Source organism: Streptomyces sp. RLA012, assembly GCF_056270325.1.
In genome coordinates, this window is the sequence record NZ_JBWDPA010000002.1 from 4,690,395 (window position 1) to 4,705,979 (window position 15,585).

At 67.1% G+C, this 15,585-nt stretch carries 20 protein-coding genes; 3 read left to right on the forward strand and 17 right to left on the reverse strand.

The features are described 5' to 3' along the window. Positions 1 to 135: 135 nt before the first annotated feature. Entirely contained in the window at positions 136 to 1,125 is a 990-nt protein-coding gene (gene coaA / locus RV986_RS21175) for a type I pantothenate kinase (RefSeq protein WP_475918919.1), read from the forward strand. An 80-nt stretch (positions 1,126 to 1,205) separates the two neighbouring features. Further along, positions 1,206 to 2,150, forward strand: a complete 945-nt coding sequence (locus RV986_RS21180; RefSeq protein WP_475918920.1) for a DUF389 domain-containing protein — start codon at positions 1,206 to 1,208, stop codon at positions 2,148 to 2,150. A gap of 85 nt (positions 2,151 to 2,235) precedes the next feature. Here the strand turns inward: RV986_RS21180 and glmM are convergent, their stop codons facing one another. From glmM to rplM, 3 genes are all read right to left on the reverse strand, one after another. Further along, a complete protein-coding gene (gene glmM, locus RV986_RS21185; RefSeq protein WP_475918921.1) occupies positions 2,236 to 3,594 on the reverse strand; it encodes a phosphoglucosamine mutase in 1,359 nt (452 codons plus the stop codon). Positions 3,595 to 3,757: 163 nt separating this feature from the next. Beyond that, entirely contained in the window at positions 3,758 to 4,279 is a 522-nt protein-coding gene (rpsI, locus tag RV986_RS21190; protein WP_475918922.1) for a 30S ribosomal protein S9, read from the reverse strand. Positions 4,280 to 4,324: 45 nt separating this feature from the next. Next, positions 4,325 to 4,768, reverse strand: a complete 444-nt coding sequence (gene rplM / locus RV986_RS21195) for a 50S ribosomal protein L13 (protein ID WP_475918923.1) — start codon at positions 4,766 to 4,768, stop codon at positions 4,325 to 4,327. 457 nt (positions 4,769 to 5,225) lie between these two features. On the opposite strand from rplM, the gene RV986_RS21200 reads away from it, so the two are divergent. After that, positions 5,226 to 6,107, forward strand: coding sequence for a hypothetical protein (locus RV986_RS21200; protein ID WP_475918924.1), 882 nt, complete (start codon positions 5,226 to 5,228; stop codon positions 6,105 to 6,107). A gap of 49 nt (positions 6,108 to 6,156) precedes the next feature. Here the strand turns inward: RV986_RS21200 and truA are convergent, their stop codons facing one another. The 14 genes from truA to rplR all read right to left on the reverse strand — a co-directional run bounded on the left by truA (position 6,157) and on the right by rplR (position 15,584). Continuing rightward, positions 6,157 to 7,014 carry a tRNA pseudouridine(38-40) synthase TruA gene (gene truA / locus RV986_RS21205; RefSeq protein ID WP_475918925.1) on the reverse strand — a complete coding sequence of 286 codons (858 nt, stop codon included), beginning with the start codon at positions 7,012 to 7,014 and terminating at the stop codon, positions 6,157 to 6,159. Between the two features lie 91 nt (positions 7,015 to 7,105). Continuing rightward, positions 7,106 to 7,624 (reverse strand): 50S ribosomal protein L17, encoded by a 519-nt coding sequence (gene rplQ, locus RV986_RS21210; protein ID WP_475918926.1) that lies wholly within the window; start codon positions 7,622 to 7,624, stop codon positions 7,106 to 7,108. 217 nt (positions 7,625 to 7,841) lie between these two features. Next, positions 7,842 to 8,864 (reverse strand): DNA-directed RNA polymerase subunit alpha, encoded by a 1,023-nt coding sequence (locus tag RV986_RS21215; protein ID WP_003966937.1) that lies wholly within the window; start codon positions 8,862 to 8,864, stop codon positions 7,842 to 7,844. A gap of 124 nt (positions 8,865 to 8,988) precedes the next feature. Then, positions 8,989 to 9,393, reverse strand: a complete 405-nt coding sequence (gene rpsK, locus RV986_RS21220; RefSeq protein ID WP_003956432.1) for a 30S ribosomal protein S11 — start codon at positions 9,391 to 9,393, stop codon at positions 8,989 to 8,991. Between the two features lie 96 nt (positions 9,394 to 9,489). Then, positions 9,490 to 9,870 carry a 30S ribosomal protein S13 gene (rpsM, locus tag RV986_RS21225; protein ID WP_060901485.1) on the reverse strand — a complete coding sequence of 127 codons (381 nt, stop codon included), beginning with the start codon at positions 9,868 to 9,870 and terminating at the stop codon, positions 9,490 to 9,492. Between the two features lie 218 nt (positions 9,871 to 10,088). Further along, complete coding sequence (gene rpmJ / locus RV986_RS21230; protein ID WP_003998809.1) at positions 10,089 to 10,202, reverse strand: 50S ribosomal protein L36; 114 nt, start codon at positions 10,200 to 10,202, stop codon at positions 10,089 to 10,091. 68 nt (positions 10,203 to 10,270) lie between these two features. Next, complete coding sequence (gene infA / locus RV986_RS21235; protein WP_003948620.1) at positions 10,271 to 10,492, reverse strand: translation initiation factor IF-1; 222 nt, start codon at positions 10,490 to 10,492, stop codon at positions 10,271 to 10,273. Between the two features lie 212 nt (positions 10,493 to 10,704). Then, the gene (gene map, locus RV986_RS21240) at positions 10,705 to 11,541 is read right to left on the reverse strand and encodes a type I methionyl aminopeptidase (RefSeq protein ID WP_475918927.1); all 837 of its coding nucleotides are present in this window, start codon (positions 11,539 to 11,541) and stop codon (positions 10,705 to 10,707) included. Positions 11,542 to 11,684: 143 nt separating this feature from the next. Then, positions 11,685 to 12,347, reverse strand: a complete 663-nt coding sequence (locus RV986_RS21245; protein ID WP_475918928.1) for an adenylate kinase — start codon at positions 12,345 to 12,347, stop codon at positions 11,685 to 11,687. Then, positions 12,347 to 13,660 (reverse strand): preprotein translocase subunit SecY, encoded by a 1,314-nt coding sequence (secY, locus tag RV986_RS21250; protein ID WP_475918929.1) that lies wholly within the window; start codon positions 13,658 to 13,660, stop codon positions 12,347 to 12,349. Before secY ends, RV986_RS21245 begins: the two co-directional genes overlap by 1 nt. Before the next feature lie 228 nt (positions 13,661 to 13,888). Then, a complete protein-coding gene (gene rplO / locus RV986_RS21255; protein ID WP_060901489.1) occupies positions 13,889 to 14,344 on the reverse strand; it encodes a 50S ribosomal protein L15 in 456 nt (151 codons plus the stop codon). Positions 14,345 to 14,346: 2 nt separating this feature from the next. After that, the gene (gene rpmD, locus RV986_RS21260) at positions 14,347 to 14,529 is read right to left on the reverse strand and encodes a 50S ribosomal protein L30 (RefSeq protein WP_060901490.1); all 183 of its coding nucleotides are present in this window, start codon (positions 14,527 to 14,529) and stop codon (positions 14,347 to 14,349) included. A 2-nt stretch (positions 14,530 to 14,531) separates the two neighbouring features. Beyond that, positions 14,532 to 15,134, reverse strand: a complete 603-nt coding sequence (gene rpsE / locus RV986_RS21265; RefSeq protein ID WP_055513610.1) for a 30S ribosomal protein S5 — start codon at positions 15,132 to 15,134, stop codon at positions 14,532 to 14,534. A gap of 66 nt (positions 15,135 to 15,200) precedes the next feature. Continuing rightward, positions 15,201 to 15,584, reverse strand: coding sequence for a 50S ribosomal protein L18 (gene rplR / locus RV986_RS21270; RefSeq protein WP_475918930.1), 384 nt, complete (start codon positions 15,582 to 15,584; stop codon positions 15,201 to 15,203). Position 15,585 lies beyond the last annotated feature (1 nt).

The window sequence follows — 15,585 nt, forward strand, 5'->3', positions numbered from 1 at the left end:
AGGACAGCCGAGCCCACCTTCCCGAGGGTCTGGAGAACGACTCCGTAGTGGCGTCACGCTCCGTCCCGGCCCGTCGCCAGTGCGGCGTGACCGACCCCACCCCCCATCCCGTCCACACTCCCGTAACAATGGACTGTGATCTCTTCGGTCTCCTCGTTGCCGCGGAGCGCCCACCGGTCCAAGCCGGAGGCGACTCCCTACGTCGACCTCACCCGTGCCGAGTGGAGCGCGCTGCGCGAAAAGACGCCGCTCCCGCTGAACGCCGAGGAGGTCGAGAAGCTGCGTGGTCTGGGCGATGTCATCGACCTCGACGAGGTACGGGACATTTACCTGCCGCTGTCCAGACTGCTCAACCTGTACGTCGGCGCCACGGACGGGCTGCGCGGGGCGCTGAACACCTTCCTCGGCGAGAAGGGCTCCCAGGCCGGCACCCCGTTCGTCATAGGCGTCGCCGGCTCGGTGGCCGTCGGCAAGTCCACCGTGGCCCGGCTCCTGCAGGCCCTGCTCTCCCGCTGGCCCGAACACCCACACGTCGAACTGGTGACTACAGACGGCTTCCTGCTCCCCACCAAGGAGTTGGAGAAGCGTGGCCTGATGTCGCGCAAGGGTTTCCCCGAGTCGTACGACCGCCGTGCCCTCACCCGGTTCGTCGCCGACATCAAGGCGGGCAAGGACGAGGTCACCGCACCCGTCTACTCCCATCTGATCTACGACATCGTCCCCGGGCAACTGCTCACGGTCCGCCGCCCGGACATCCTCATCGTCGAAGGGCTGAACGTGCTGCAGCCCGCCCTGCCCGGCAAGGACGGCCGCACCCGCGTCGCTCTCGCGGACTACTTCGACTTCAGCGTGTACGTCGACGCCCGCACCGAGGACATCGAGCACTGGTACCTCAACCGGTTCAGGAAGCTCCGCCAGACCGCCTTCCAGGACCCCTCCTCGTACTTCCGCAAGTACACCCAGGTCTCCGAGGAGGAAGCGCTCGACTACGCGCGCACGACCTGGCGCCTCATCAACAAGACCAACCTGCTGGAGAACGTGGCCCCCACCCGGGGCCGCGCCACCCTCGTCGTCCGCAAGGGCCCGGACCACAAGGTGCAGCGCCTGAGCCTGCGCAAGCTGTAGCCGCGAGCTGCCGGCCACGGGCCGCCGGCCACCAACCACCAACCACGATGCCGTCATCCGGCGCGGATACCCTGCGCCGCATGCTGCATCTACGCCTCATCACCCCCGCCGACCGTACCGACGACGTCGTACGGCTGGTGGAGAGGACCGTCGGCACCACGCATCTCGTCGTCTTCCCCGGCGCCGCCCGCAACCCGCCCGGAGACGTCGTGATGTGCGACGTCGCACGCGAGGCGGGCGACGAACTGATCGGCGCACTGCGGGAGATGGAGCTCGACCGGACCGGGTCGATCGCCGTCGAGAACATCGACCTGTCGCTGTCGAAGCGCGCCGACAAGGCGGAGGAAGAGGCACCGGGCGAGGGCGCGGACGCGGTGCTGTGGGAGCACCTGGCGGAGGCCTCGCACGAGGAGTCGACGCTCTCCGTCACCTATGTGGCGCTGCTGACGGTCGCGACGATGCTGGCGGCCTGCGGTGTGATGCTCGACAACGCGATCCTGATCGTGGGCGCGATGGCGGTGGGCCCGGAGTTCGGGCCGCTCGCGGGGATCTCCACGGCGCTGGTGCGACGCGCCCCGCAGCTGGTGTGGCGGTCCCTGTGGGCGCTGCTCGCCGGGTTCGCGGTGGCGATGGTACTGACGGTGGGCTTCAGCTGGCTGATGGAGGCGCTGGGGCTGTTCGAGAAGTCGATGGTGCAGGCGGCCCGGCCGAACACGGCCTTCATCTGGAAACCCGACTGGATGTCCTTCGTCGTGGCGTTCCTGGCGGGCATCGCGGGCACCCTGTCGCTCACCTCGGCCAAGTCGGGCGCGCTGATCGGCGTGGCGATCTCGGTGACGACGGTCCCGGCGGCCGCGAACGCCGCGGTGGCCTTCAGCTACACGGACTACTCCCAGACATGGGGCTCCAGCTGGCAGCTGCTGGCCAACCTCGGCGGCATCGTGCTCTCCGGCACACTCACGCTGCTCGCCCAGAAGTGGTTCTGGGCGAGGCAGCGCGAACGTACGACCTCTGAACTCGCTTGAACTCGCTTGATCAGCCCAGCGCCGAACTCGCTTGATTAACCCAGCGCCGAACTCGCTCGATTCACCCAGCGCCGAACTCGCTCGATTAACCCAGTGCCGACTTCACCGCGTCCGCGAGCCGCCCCGCCACCGACCGCGCATGGTCGATGTCGGCGGCCTCGACCATGACCCGGACCAGCGGCTCGGTGCCGGAGGGGCGCAGCAGCACCCGGCCGGTGGAACCGAGCTCCAGCTCGGCCTCGGTGACCGCGGCCGCCAGCTCGGTGGAGCTGTTCACCCGTGTGCGGTCGACGTCGGGGACGTTGATGAGGACCTGCGGCAGCCGCTCCATGACGGACGCGAGGTCCTGGAGCGTACGGCCGGTCTGGGCGACCCGGGCCGCCAGCAGCAGACCGGTCAGCGTGCCGTCGCCGGTGGTGGCGTGATCGAGGATGATCACGTGCCCGGACTGCTCGCCGCCGAGCGCGTAGCCGTGCTCCTTCATCTCCTCCAGGACGTAGCGGTCGCCGACCGCGGTCTGGACGAGCGAGACCCCTTCGCGCTCCATGGCCAGCTTGAAGCCCAGATTGGACATGACGGTCGCGACAACGGTGTCGGAGCGCAGTGCGGAACGCTCCCGCATCGCCAGCGCGAGCACGGCCATGATCTGGTCGCCGTCCACCTCGGCACCCGTGTGGTCCACGGCGAGGCAGCGGTCGGCGTCGCCGTCGTGCGCGATGCCGAGGTCGGCGCCGTGCTCGATGACGGCGGCCTTCAGGAGGCCGAGGTGGGTGGAGCCGCAGCCGTCGTTGATGTTGAGGCCGTCGGGCTCCGCGCCGATCGTGATGATCTCGGCGCCGGCCCGCGAGAAGGCCTGCGGCGACACCAGGGAGGCGGCACCGTGCGCCTCGTCGAGGACGATCTTCAGCCCGTCGATGCGGTTCGGGAGCACGCCGACGAGATGGGCGACGTACTGGTCGAATCCCTCGTCGTACGAGCGCACCCGGCCGACGCCGGCGCCGGTGGGCCGGTCCCAGGGAGCGCCGGTGCGGTGCTCCTCGTAGACGGCCTCGATCCTGTCCTCCAGCTCGTCGTCGAGCTTGTGCCCGCCGCGCGCGAGGAACTTCACGCCGTTGTCCGGCATGGCGTTGTGGCTGGCCGAGAGCATCACGCCGAGGTCGGCGCCCAGCGCACCGGTGAGGTACGCCACCGCGGGGGTGGGCAGCACACCGACGCGCAGGACGTCCACGCCCGCGCTGGCCAGGCCCGCGACCACGGCGGCCTCCAGGAACTCCCCGGACGCGCGCGGGTCCCGCCCGACCACTGCCACCGGCCGGTGGCCCGCGAACGTACCCGCCTCGGCCAGCACATGGGCCGCCGCTACGGAGAGGCCGAGCGCGAGCTCGGCCGTCAGATCCGCGTTGGCGACACCGCGCACGCCGTCCGTGCCGAAGAGTCGTCCCACTGGTGTCCTCCTGATGAAGCTCAGTTTTCGGAAGTCATCCGATCATGCAAGCCTTTGAGCGCCTTGTGCCGTTATACGCCCTGAGCTGTGATAAACGAACGCCCCGGCGGCACACAGCGTGCCGCCGGGGCGAACGGTCGTACGAATGTGCAGCAGCGAGCGATTAACGCTTGCTGTACTGCGGGGCCTTACGGGCCTTCTTGAGACCGGCCTTCTTGCGCTCGACCGCACGGTCGTCGCGCTTGAGGAAGCCGGCCTTCTTCAGGGCCGGGCGGTTGTTGTCCACGTCCGCCTCGTTCAGCGCACGGGCGACACCGAGACGGAGCGCACCGGCCTGACCGGAGACACCGCCGCCGGAGATGCGGGCGACGACGTCGTAGCGGTTGTCCAGTTCGAGCACCTTGAAGGGCTCGTTGACTTCCTGCTGGTGCACCTTGTTGGGGAAGTAGTCCTCAAGGGTGCGACCGTTGATCTTCCACTTGCCGGTGCCCGGGACGATCCGGACGCGGGCGATGGCGTTCTTGCGACGGCCCAGGCCGGCGGCCGGCTGCGGGTCGCCGAAGCGGGACGCCAGCGACTCCGAGGTGTACTCGCCCTCGACGGGGACCTCGGACTCGGTGGTGTAGTTCTCGATGTCGACGAGCTCAGTCTCTTCGACCGGCTGCTCAACGGTGGTCTCGGCCACGATTCTCCTCAGATTCTTTTCTGTCTTAGGGGGTGGTGGCCGGAACTACTGCGCGACCTGGGTGATCTCGAACGGGACCGGCTGCTGAGCGGCGTGCGGGTGGTTCTCGCCCGCGTAGACCTTCAGCTTCGAGAGCACCTGACGGCCCAGGGTGTTCTTGGGGATCATGCCCTTGATGGCCTTCTCGATGGCCTTCTCGGGGTTCTTGGCAAGCAGCTCGTCGTAGCGGACGGAGCGCAGACCACCGGGGTAGCCCGAGTGGCGGTACGCCAGCTTCTGGGTCCGCTTGTTGCCGGAGAGGTGCACCTTGTCGGCGTTGATGATGATGACGAAGTCACCAGCGTCGACGTGGGGCGCGTAGATCGGCTTGTGCTTGCCCCGCAGGATGTTCGCGGCAGTGGTCGCCAGACGACCCAGGACGACATCCTGGGCGTCGATGACGTACCACTGGCGAGTGATGTCGCCGGGCTTGGGGCTGTACGTACGCACGGTCGTAGCCTTCGCTTCTTCAGTGAGTGGGTCCTGACATGGCCACCACGGACGATCACGACAGCCCTGACCGCACCTCGGTGACGCATACCGAGTGCTGGTCGCTGGTCATCGGCCCCGGTGGACCGGTGTAAGGGCCCCTCACGTGAGAATGAGCAAGCCAATACACATAACGAACTGCAAGCCTACCCGCGTCGCCCTGGATGGGTCAAAACGTGGGTTCGCGCCCCGGATGCCTCGGCACGCAGGGCCACGCAAGCAGCCAGTCAGTACACACAGGATAAAGCAGTCCTCTGAAAGACCGCCGGGACGGGGACCGGCCCGCACATGACCGGGAGCGTGACGCACCAACCACCCGGAGATGTCAGTTTTGCCGTGCGCACTCAGGTCACGCTAGGGGCTCAAGTGCCCTCCCTTGCGGAACACCACCCCCCGCTCCCCGTCTAAGATGCGGCCCATGAGTTATGGGCAGGGTGGGCAGGGGGAACCCCCGTGGGATCCCTGGAAGCCTGGTTCTCAGCAACCCGATTGGGGTCGGCCGAACCAGTCTCCGGACTGGGCGGCGCTCGCGGAAGCGTCCGAGACGCGCAACCGGCGGCGCAGGCTGCTGGTGATCGGCGGCGCCGCGGTGGCCACACTGGCGGTCGGCACTGCCGTCGCCATGGCCTTGGTGTCGGCGAACGGCGACAGCCAGGCCGCCAACGCGCCCAGCAAGCTGCCCGCCACCGCGGACATCCCGAGCGACACCAGCGCGTCGGTGCCGTCGTTCGCGCCGACCTCGGCGCCGCCCCCGCTGGATCCGATGGACTTCATATCCAGTGTGAAGAAGGACACCGCGCCGATCAGCCCGGACATCCTCTTCCCGGGCTCGCAGCTGACGATGGGTGACCACGTCTACCGCAAGGGTCCGACGGCCTCCACGGGGAACTGTGCGACGGCCGTGCAGGGCACGCTCCCCAAGGTCCTCACCAAGAACGACTGCACCCGGCTGATGCGCGTCACCTACAGCAAGGACGGCGTGGCGGTGACCGTCGGCGTCGCGATCTTCGACACCGAGGCCCAGGCGGCCAAGGCGAAGAGCGAGGCGGACAGCAAGAGCATCATCACCTCGCTGACCGACCAGAGTGTCGCCACCTTCTGCCGTACGTCGATCTGCCGCTCGACCACCAACTCCTACGGCCGTTACGCCTACTTCACGCTCGCCGGATTCACCAACGGCAAGGACGTGACGACGAAGGACGCCACGGTCTTCACGACCGGCGACGACCTGGCCGAGTTCGCCTTCCGCCAGATCCGCCGCCGCGGCGAGGCCCAGGCGTCGGCGGCGGCCGCCCAGTAACCGCCGGCACCGCCCGGCACCCACCGGCAAGCTGCTGGCCGACATGCGGTCAGCAGCAGCCCGCCGCGGGGAGCGTCCGCCTGTTCCGCGCCTCCTTGTTGCGGGCGGCGAGCAACTCGTCGGCCGGGTAACCGACTTCCTCCAGGGTCAGCCCGTGCGGCCGTACGACGTGAACGGCCGAATCCCGTACGCCGACCGCGAGCACCTTCCCCGGCCAGTCGGGTCCCCGGTGCCCGTCCCCCACGAACAGCAGCGCGCCGATGAGCGAGCGCACCATGTTGTGGCAGAAGGCGTCCGCGCGGACGGTGGCGGTGATGACCCCGTCCGCCCCGCGCGCGAGGCTCAGTTCCTGGAGGGTACGGATGGTCGTGGCCCCCTCGCGCTTCTTGCAGTAGGCGGCGAAGTCGTGCTCGCCGACAAGCCGCCGGGCGGCCTCGTTCATGGCGTCCACGTCCAACGGCCAGTCGTGCCACAGGACATGATTGCGCAGCAGGGGATCCACTCCCCCGGGGCTGTCGGTGACGCGGTAGGCGTAACGCCGCCAGATCGCCGAGAAACGCGCGTCGAAGCCCGCGGGTGCCTCGGCGAGGGACCAGATCCGTACGTCCTTGGGCAGCCGCCCGGCCAGCCGCTTGAGGAGCTTCTCCTCGTGCTCGGCCCACAGCTCGACGGGCAGATCGACATGCGCCACCTGGCCGCGCGCGTGCACCCCGGCATCGGTCCGCCCGGCGACGGTCAGCTCGTACGTGGTGTCCTTCGACCGCGTGACGGTCCTGAGGGCGTCCTCGATCTCCCCCTGTACGGTCCGCCGTCCCCCGGCCTGCTTGGCCCATCCGGAGAACTCGGTCCCGTCGTACGACAGATCCATCCGCACCCGTACGAACCCGGGCCGTGCTTCGTCACTCACCCCTAGATCCTCTCCCACACCTGATCCTCCTCAGAACGCGAAAGCGGGCCCGCCCCCGAAGGGACGGACCCGCTCACAGCCGGGCAGTGCCTCAGGCGTCCTTGGACTCGTCCTCGGCCTCGGCCGGCTTCGCGTCCTCGACGACCTCTTCGGCGGCCGGGGCCTCGACGGCCTCGTCCTTCTTGAGGACGTCTTCCTTGACGGCACGCTTGGTCGCCGCCTCGGCCTCACCGGTGGCCTCCTGGGCCACGGTCAGGGCCTCCACCAGCTCGATGACGGCCATGGGCGCGTTGTCGCCACGGCGGTTACCGATCTTGGTGATACGGGTGTAGCCACCCGGGCGGTTCTCGTAGCGCGGGCCGATCTCCGTGAAGAGCGTGTGCACGATGCTCTTGTCCGTGATCACCGAGAGCACCTGACGGCGGTTGTGAAGGTCACCCTTCTTCGCCTTGGTGACCAGACGCTCCGCGTACGGGCGCAGGCGACGGGCCTTCGCCTCGGTGGTGGTGATGCGGCCGTGCTCGAAGAGCGACTTCGCGAGGTTCGCGAGAAGCAGCTTCTCGTGCGCGGCACTGCCGCCCAGACGGGCACCCTTGGTGGGCTTCGGCATGGTGTTTCTCCTAGGTGTCTGCCCCGGCCGTATCAGGTACCGGAGTCAGTGTCCGAGCGGGCGGTCACCCGTCGGAGATCCGGCCACCTTTTTCAAGGCACCGGAAGACCCGCGCCCCGTAGGGGCGCGGGGCTGTGACAATGTGCGGCTCCGCCGCGTGGGCGCGACCAGCCAAGAACCGGCCCGCAGCCTGGAACCGGCCGTGGAACCCGAACCCTTAGTACTGCTCGGTCTCCACGAACCCGGCGTCCGCGTCGTCGTCCGCACCGAAGGCGTCGGCGGCGGCGGTCGGGTCGAATCCGGGCGGGCTGTCCTTGAGGGCCAGGCCCATGCCGGCCAGCTTCGCCTTGACCTCGTCGATCGACTTCGCACCGAAGTTACGAATGTCGAGCAGGTCGGCCTCGGAACGAGCCACGAGCTCACCCACGGAGTGGATGCCCTCACGCTTGAGGCAGTTGTACGACCGAACGGTGAGCTCCAGCTCCTCGATCGGCAGGGCGAGATCAGCGGCGAGGGCGGCGTCCGTCGGGGACGGGCCCATGTCGATGCCCTCGGCGTCGATGTTGAGCTCGCGGGCGAGCCCGAACAGCTCGACCAGCGTCTTGCCGGCCGACGCCATGGCGTCACGGGGACGCATGGCCTGCTTGGTCTCGACGTCGACGATCAGCTTGTCGAAGTCGGTGCGCTGCTCGACACGGGTCGCCTCGACCTTGTAGGTGACCTTGAGAACGGGCGAGTAGATCGAGTCGACCGGGATGCGCCCGATCTCCTGACCGACCTGCTTGTTCTGCACGGCGGAGACGTAGCCGCGACCGCGCTCGACGGTCAGCTCCATCTCCAGCTTGCCCTTGCCGTTGAGCGTGGCGAGGACGAGGTCGGGGTTGTGCACCTCGACACCGGCCGGGGGCGCGATGTCGGCGGCGGTGACCAGACCCGGGCCCTGCTTGCGCAGGTACATCACGACCGGCTCGTCGTGCTCACTGCTCACGACCAGCTGCTTGATGTTGAGGATGAGGTCGGTGACGTCCTCCTTGACGCCCGGCACGGTGGTGAACTCGTGCAGAACGCCGTCGATGCGGATGCTGGTGACAGCAGCGCCGGGGATCGACGAGAGGAGGGTGCGGCGGAGGGAGTTGCCGAGGGTGTAGCCGAAGCCCGGCTCCAGCGGCTCGATCACGAACCGGGAGCGGAATTCGTCGACGACCTCTTCGGTCAACGAGGGACGCTGAGCAATCAGCATGTTGCGATCCTTCAGTCATGGGCGCCCGCTATTTGACGCCCTACTGCTACTGCAAGGGTACGGGCGGCACCCCTCCGAGGAGACGTACCGCCCGAACCCAGGTCAAACGCGAGACAACCGTGCGTCAGACGCGGCGGCGCTTGGGCGGACGGCAGCCGTTGTGCGGGGTGGGGGTGACGTCCTGGATGGAGCCGACCTCAAGACCGGTGGCCTGGAGGGAGCGGATCGCGGTCTCGCGACCGGAGCCCGGACCCTTCACGAAGACGTCGACCTTGCGCATGCCGTGCTCCTGCGCGCGGCGGGCGGCCGACTCGGCGGCCATCTGCGCGGCGAAGGGGGTGGACTTGCGCGAGCCCTTGAAGCCGACGTGGCCGGCGGAGGCCCAGGAGATCACGTTGCCCGAGGGGTCGGTGATCGAGACGATCGTGTTGTTGAACGTGCTCTTGATGTGAGCGTGTCCGTGAGCGACGTTCTTCTTTTCCTTGCGGCGCACCTTCTTGGCAGCGCCCTGACGACCCTTGGGGGGCATCTATTACTCCTACGGGAGGTGGTCGGTCCTACAGCGAAGACCGCTTGGGGGGTCTGGGGGGCGTCCCCCCAGAACGCACAGTGCGTCCGCTGAGGACTACTTCTTGCCCGGCTTCTTCTTACCGGCGATGGCGCGACGCGGGCCCTTGCGGGTACGAGCGTTCGTGCTGGTGCGCTGACCGTGGACGGGCAGGCCACGACGGTGGCGCAGACCCTGGTAGCAGCCGATCTCCACCTTGCGGCGGATGTCGGCCTGAATCTCGCGACGGAGGTCACCCTCGGTCTTGATGTTGGCGTCCACGTACTCGCGAATCTTGACCAGCTCCTCCTCGGAGAGGTCACGAACGCGCGTGTTCGGGTTCACGCCGGTCTCGGCCAGCGTCTGCTGGGAAAGGGTCCGGCCGATGCCGAACACGTAGGTCAGGGCGACCTCCACACGCTTTTCGCGCGGGATGTCAACACCGGAAACGCGTGCCATTCAATGGCTCCAGTTGTCGTTCGGAGGTCTTCCGCAGAACCGGATCCCGCCCGCCGTCGTCCTCTGATCCAAAGAATCGAGAATTCGGTACGAACCGGGTCCCCGGCCTCCGACCGGGGGTGTCAGGCCTGATGAGAATCAGCCCTGGATCCTGCGTATGAACATGTATTGCTTGCGTCGCGCGAAGTATCTGCGGGTGCAGAAGGTGCGGTCGTGCGTCAGCCCTGGCGCTGCTTGTGGCGCGGGTTTTCGCAGATGACCATGACCCGACCGTGACGGCGGATCACCCTGCACTTGTCGCAGATCTTCTTGACGCTCGGCTTGACCTTCATTAGGTGAGGTTCTCCGGGTCAGTGCCACCCCCCGTGTCCCGGGACCGGGACACGGAGCAAGGCAAGATCTACTTGTAGCGGTAGACGATCCGGCCGCGCGTCAGGTCGTACGGAGACAACTCCACCACGACCCGGTCGTCAGGGAGGATGCGGATGTAGTGCATGCGCATCTTGCCGCTGATGTGCGCCAGGACCTGGTGGCCGTTCTGGAGCTCCACCTTGAACATCGCGTTCGGAAGAGACTCAACGACAGTGCCCTCGATCTCGATGGCACCTTGCTTCTTGGCCACGCTTTGCCCTTCGAATCGACTACCTTGATCGACTTCGTGCGAGCGCATGCAGACATGCGGGTGCACGAGAGCCGACGAGTCAGTCTACGTCAGGGCTCCCGGAAAGACGAATCGAGAAAGAATGCCCCACTGCGGAGATCGTTAAGCAACAGGCCCCGGTACCAACGCCACGGGCAGCCGTCCCCCAGCCCAAAACACCCGGGGGAAGGCCGTCAGACCAGCGGGTCCGGCGCCGCCGTGATCCCCAGCTCCGCCAGCTTCGCGCGGCCGCCGTCAGGTGCTGTCAGCACCAACGGGCCCTCCTCCGTCAACGCCACCGAGTGCTCCCAGTGCGAGGACCAGGAACCGTCCGTCGTGATGACCGTCCACTCGTCTTCCAGTACCTCGGTCCTGGGCGTGCCCAGGGACACCATCGGCTCGATGGCCAGGCAGAAGCCGGGGACCAGCTTCGGGCCCTTGCCGCGTCGCTTCTCGACGTAGTTCAGCAGATGCGGGTCCATGTGCATCTCGGTGCCGATGCCGTGGCCGCCGTAGTCCTCGATGATCCCGTACCGCCCGCCGCCGGGCTTCGGCTGGCGGCGGATGTACGTCTCGATGGCACGCGAGACGTCGACGAGCCGGCTCCCCTGCTTCATCGCCGCGATGCCCGCCCACATCGACTCCTCGGTCACCCGGGAGAGCTCGATCAGCTCCGGGGCGTGACCGGAGCCCACGAACGCCGTGTAGGCCGCGTCCCCGTGCCAGCCGTCGACGATCGCGCCGCAGTCGATCGAGATGATGTCGCCGTCCTTCAGGACGACCTCGTCGGACGGGATGCCGTGGACGACCACCTCGTTCGCCGAGGTGCAGATGGTCGCGGGGAAACCGCCGTACCCCAGGAAGTTCGACTTCGCCCCGTGCTCGGCGAGCACCTTGCGCGCGACCTCGTCCAGGTCCTTCGTCGTCGTACCCGGCACCGCCGCCTCACGCGTGGCCGCGTGAATGGCGGCCACCACCAGCCCCGCCTCACGCATCCTGGCGATCTGCTCAGGGGTCTTGATCTGCACCATGGCGGCCCGCGCTCTCCGTCTTCTCCGTCTTCCGACGACGTACACAACCGGGTCGTGCACCACTGCGTACACGACTACCTGCACAACACTACGGCCGCGGCACCCCCGGAGGGCACCGCGGCCGATGGCGGACAGCGTGACGACTACTTGTCGTCGGCCTTGCTCTTGAGCGCCTCCATGGCGCGCGCCGTGACATCCTCCACCTTGCCGAGCGCCGTGATCGTGACCACCAGGCCCTGGGCCTTGTAGTAGTCGATGATCGGCTCGGTCTGCGTGTGGTAGACCTCAAGTCGCTTGCGGACGGTCTCCTCGGAGTCGTCGTCCCGCTGGTACAGCTCGCCGCCGCAGACGTCACAGACGCCTTCCTGCTTCGCCGGCTTGTACGTGACGTGGAAGACGTGCGCCGAGTCGTTGCGGCAGATACGGCGGCCCGCGATGCGCTTGACCACCTCTTCCTCGGGGACCTCCAGGTCCAGGACCGCGTCCAGCTTCATGCCCTCGGCCTTGAGCATCTCGTCCAGCGCCTCGGCCTGCGAGACGTTACGAGGGAAGCCGTCCAGCAGAAAACCGTTCGCGGCGTCCGACTGCTCCATGCGGTCCTTGGCCATCCCGATGGTGACCTCGTCCGGCACCAGGTTCCCGGCGTCCATGTACGCCTTCGCCTGCTTGCCCAGTTCCGTGCCCTGGCTGATGTTGGCGCGGAACAGGTCGCCCGTGGAGATGTGCGGAATCCTCAGGTTCTTGGCAAGGAACGCGGCCTGCGTTCCCTTCCCGGCACCGGGCGGCCCGACGAGGACGATTCGCATCAGCGGAGGAACCCTTCGTAATTGCGCTGCTGAAGCTGGCTCTCGATCTGCTTCACCGTTTCAAGACCGACACCCACGATGATCAGGATGCTGGTACCACCGAACGGGAAGTTCTGGCTTGCCCCGAAGCCAACCAACGCCATCGTCGGTACGAGAGCGATCAGACCCAGATACAGCGACCCCGGCCAGGTGATCCGGTTGAGTACGTAGCTCAGGTACTCAGCGGTCGGTCGGCCAGCCCGGATGCCCGGGATGAAGCCACCATACTTCTTCATGTTGTCCGCGACTTCCTCGGGGTTGAAGGAGATCGCCACGTAGAAGAACGCGAAGAAAACGATCAGCAGGAAGTACATGGTGATGTAAAGCGGGTGGTCACCCTTGGTCAGGTTCTGGGTGATCCAGGTCTTCCAGCCGGAGTTGCTGTTGGAGAACTGAGCGATCAGAGCCGGAATGTAGAGCAGCGACGACGCGAAGATGACGGGGATCACACCCGCCTGGTTGACCTTCAGCGGGATGTACGTGGAGGTACCACCGTAGGAACGGCGCCCGATCATCCGCTTCGCGTACTGCACCGGAATGCGCCGCTGGGCCTGCTCGACGAAGACGACCAGGCCGACCATGACGAGACCGACCGCGATGACGGTGCCGAACTCGATCCAGCCGCCGGCCAGCGTGCCCGACGTCTTGATCGCCCACAGCGCGGACGGGAAGGTCGCGGCGATCGAGATGAACATGAGGATCGACATGCCGTTGCCGATGCCGCGGTCGGTGATGAGCTCACCGAGCCACATGACGACACCCGTACCGGCGGTCATGGTGACGACCATGACGATGGTCTGGAAGATCGACTGGTCCGGCACGATCTGGCTGGCCACCTGGCAGCCGCTGAACAGCGCGCCGCTGCGCGCGGTCGCGACCAGACCGGTGCCCTGGAGGATGGCGAGGGCCACCGTCAGATAACGCGTGTACTGCGTGATCTTCGCGGTGCCGGCCGAACCCTCCTTCTTGAGGGCTTCGAGGCGCGGGATCACCACCGTCAGCAGCTGCAGGATGATGCTCGCCGTGATGTACGGCATGATGCCGAGCGCGAAGATCGTGATCTGCAGCAGCGCGCCACCACTGAACATGTTGACCAGCCCGAACAGACCCTGGTTGCCCTTGGCCACGTCGATACAGGTCTGGACGTTCTTGTAGTCGACACCTGGGATCGGTACGTGGGTACCGACCCGGTAGACCACGATGATGGCTAGCGTGAAGAGCAGCTTCTTGCGCAGGTCGGGCGTCCTGAACGCCCGGGCGAACGCGGTGAGCACGGTGCCTCCTGCGACCCCCGCGCTAGTGCGTCAGAGGTGACGGTCTTGAGGTTCGACGAATAGGTAGGTATCGGTCGACTGCCGCCCGATGAAACGCCGGACGAAAGTCGGCAGTGCAGGCCACCTTACCGGCGAGACTGCCTCCCTTGGAACGACCAACCGGGGATACCCCTTTTGTAAGGGCACCCCCGGTCGGGTTCGCTCATGTCATCGAGACGCCTGAAAGGTTCAGACGAGCTCGGTGACGGTACCGCCGGCGGCGGTGATCTTCTCCTTGGCGGAGCCGGAGACGGCGTCAACCGAAACCTGCAGCGCCACCGAGATCTCGCCCTGGCCGAGCACCTTGACGAGGCTGTTCTTGCGAACGGCACCCTTGGCGACGAGCCCCTCGACGGTGACCTCGCCACCCTCCGGGTACAGCGCCGCCAGCTTGTCGAGGTTCACGACCTGGAACTCGGTCTTGAACGGGTTCTTGAAGCCCTTCAGCTTCGGGAGGCGCATGTGGAGGGGCATCTGCCCGCCCTCGAAGCGCTCCGGAACCTGGTAACGGGCCTTCGTGCCCTTGGTACCACGACCGGCCGTCTTACCCTTCGACGCCTCACCACGGCCCACACGGGTCTTCGCGGTCTTGGCGCCCGGGGCGGGACGGAGGTTGTGGATCTTGAGCGGGTTGTTCTCCGCCATGATCAGTCGACCTCCTCAACCGTCACGAGGTGGCGGACGGTGTGCACCATTCCGCGGAACTCGGGGCGGTCCTCCTTGACGACCACGTCGTTCAGGCGCTTGAGCCCGAGCGAACGCAGGGTGTCGCGGTGGTTCTGCTTGCTGCCGATGTACGACTTCGTCTGCGTGATCCTGAGCTGAGCCATGATTACGCACCCGCTCCCGCACGCGCACGCAGCAGAGCGGCAGGGGCGACGTCCTCGAGGGGCAGACCACGGCGGGCCGCGATCTCCTCGGGACGCTGCAGGCCCTTGAGGGCCGCCACGGTCGCGTGCACGATGTTGATCGCGTTGGACGAGCCGAGCGACTTCGACAGGATGTCGTGAACGCCGGCGCACTCCAGGACAGCACGCACCGGGCCACCGGCGATAACGCCGGTACCGGGGGAAGCAGGCTTGAGCAGGACGACGCCCGCGGCCTTCTCGCCCGTGATCGGGTGCGGGATGGTGCCCTGGATACGGGGGACCTTGAAGAAGTGCTTCTTGGCCTCCTCAACACCCTTGGCGATGGCGGCCGGCACCTCCTTGGCCTTGCCGTAACCGACACCCACGGTGCCGTCACCGTCGCCCACCACGACCAGCGCGGTGAAGCTGAAGCGACGACCACCCTTCACAACCTTGGCGACGCGGTTGATCGCGACAACGCGCTCAACGTACGCGGTCTTCTCGGCAGCAGCGCCGCCGTCACGGCCCTTCCGGTCCCGCCGCTCGCCGCCACCGGCACCGCTTCCGCGGCGCTGGGGTCCAGCCATTGGATTACCTCTCTCTTTTTCCGCTAGCTACGCAGCGACAATCAAGTCGCTAGCGCGACGGGCGACTCAGAACTTGAGTCCGGCTTCGCGGGCGGCGTCCGCCAGAGCGGCAATGCGCCCGGCGTACTGGTTGCCACCACGGTCGAATACGACAGCCTCGACACCGGCGGCCTTGGCGCGCTCGGCGACCAGGGCGCCGACCGACTTGGCCTGCGCGGACTTGTCGCCCTCGCCACCGCGGACCGTGGTGTCCAGGGTCGACGCCGACGCCAGGGTGTGACCCTTGATGTCGTCGATGACCTGGGCCACGATGTGGCGGTTGGAGCGCGTCACGACCAGGCGCGGACGCTCAGCCGTACCCGAGATGTGCTTACGGATCCGGATGTGACGACGCTTGATGGCAGCACGCTTGTAAGCGTCGCCCTTAGCAATCTTGACACCGTATGCCATG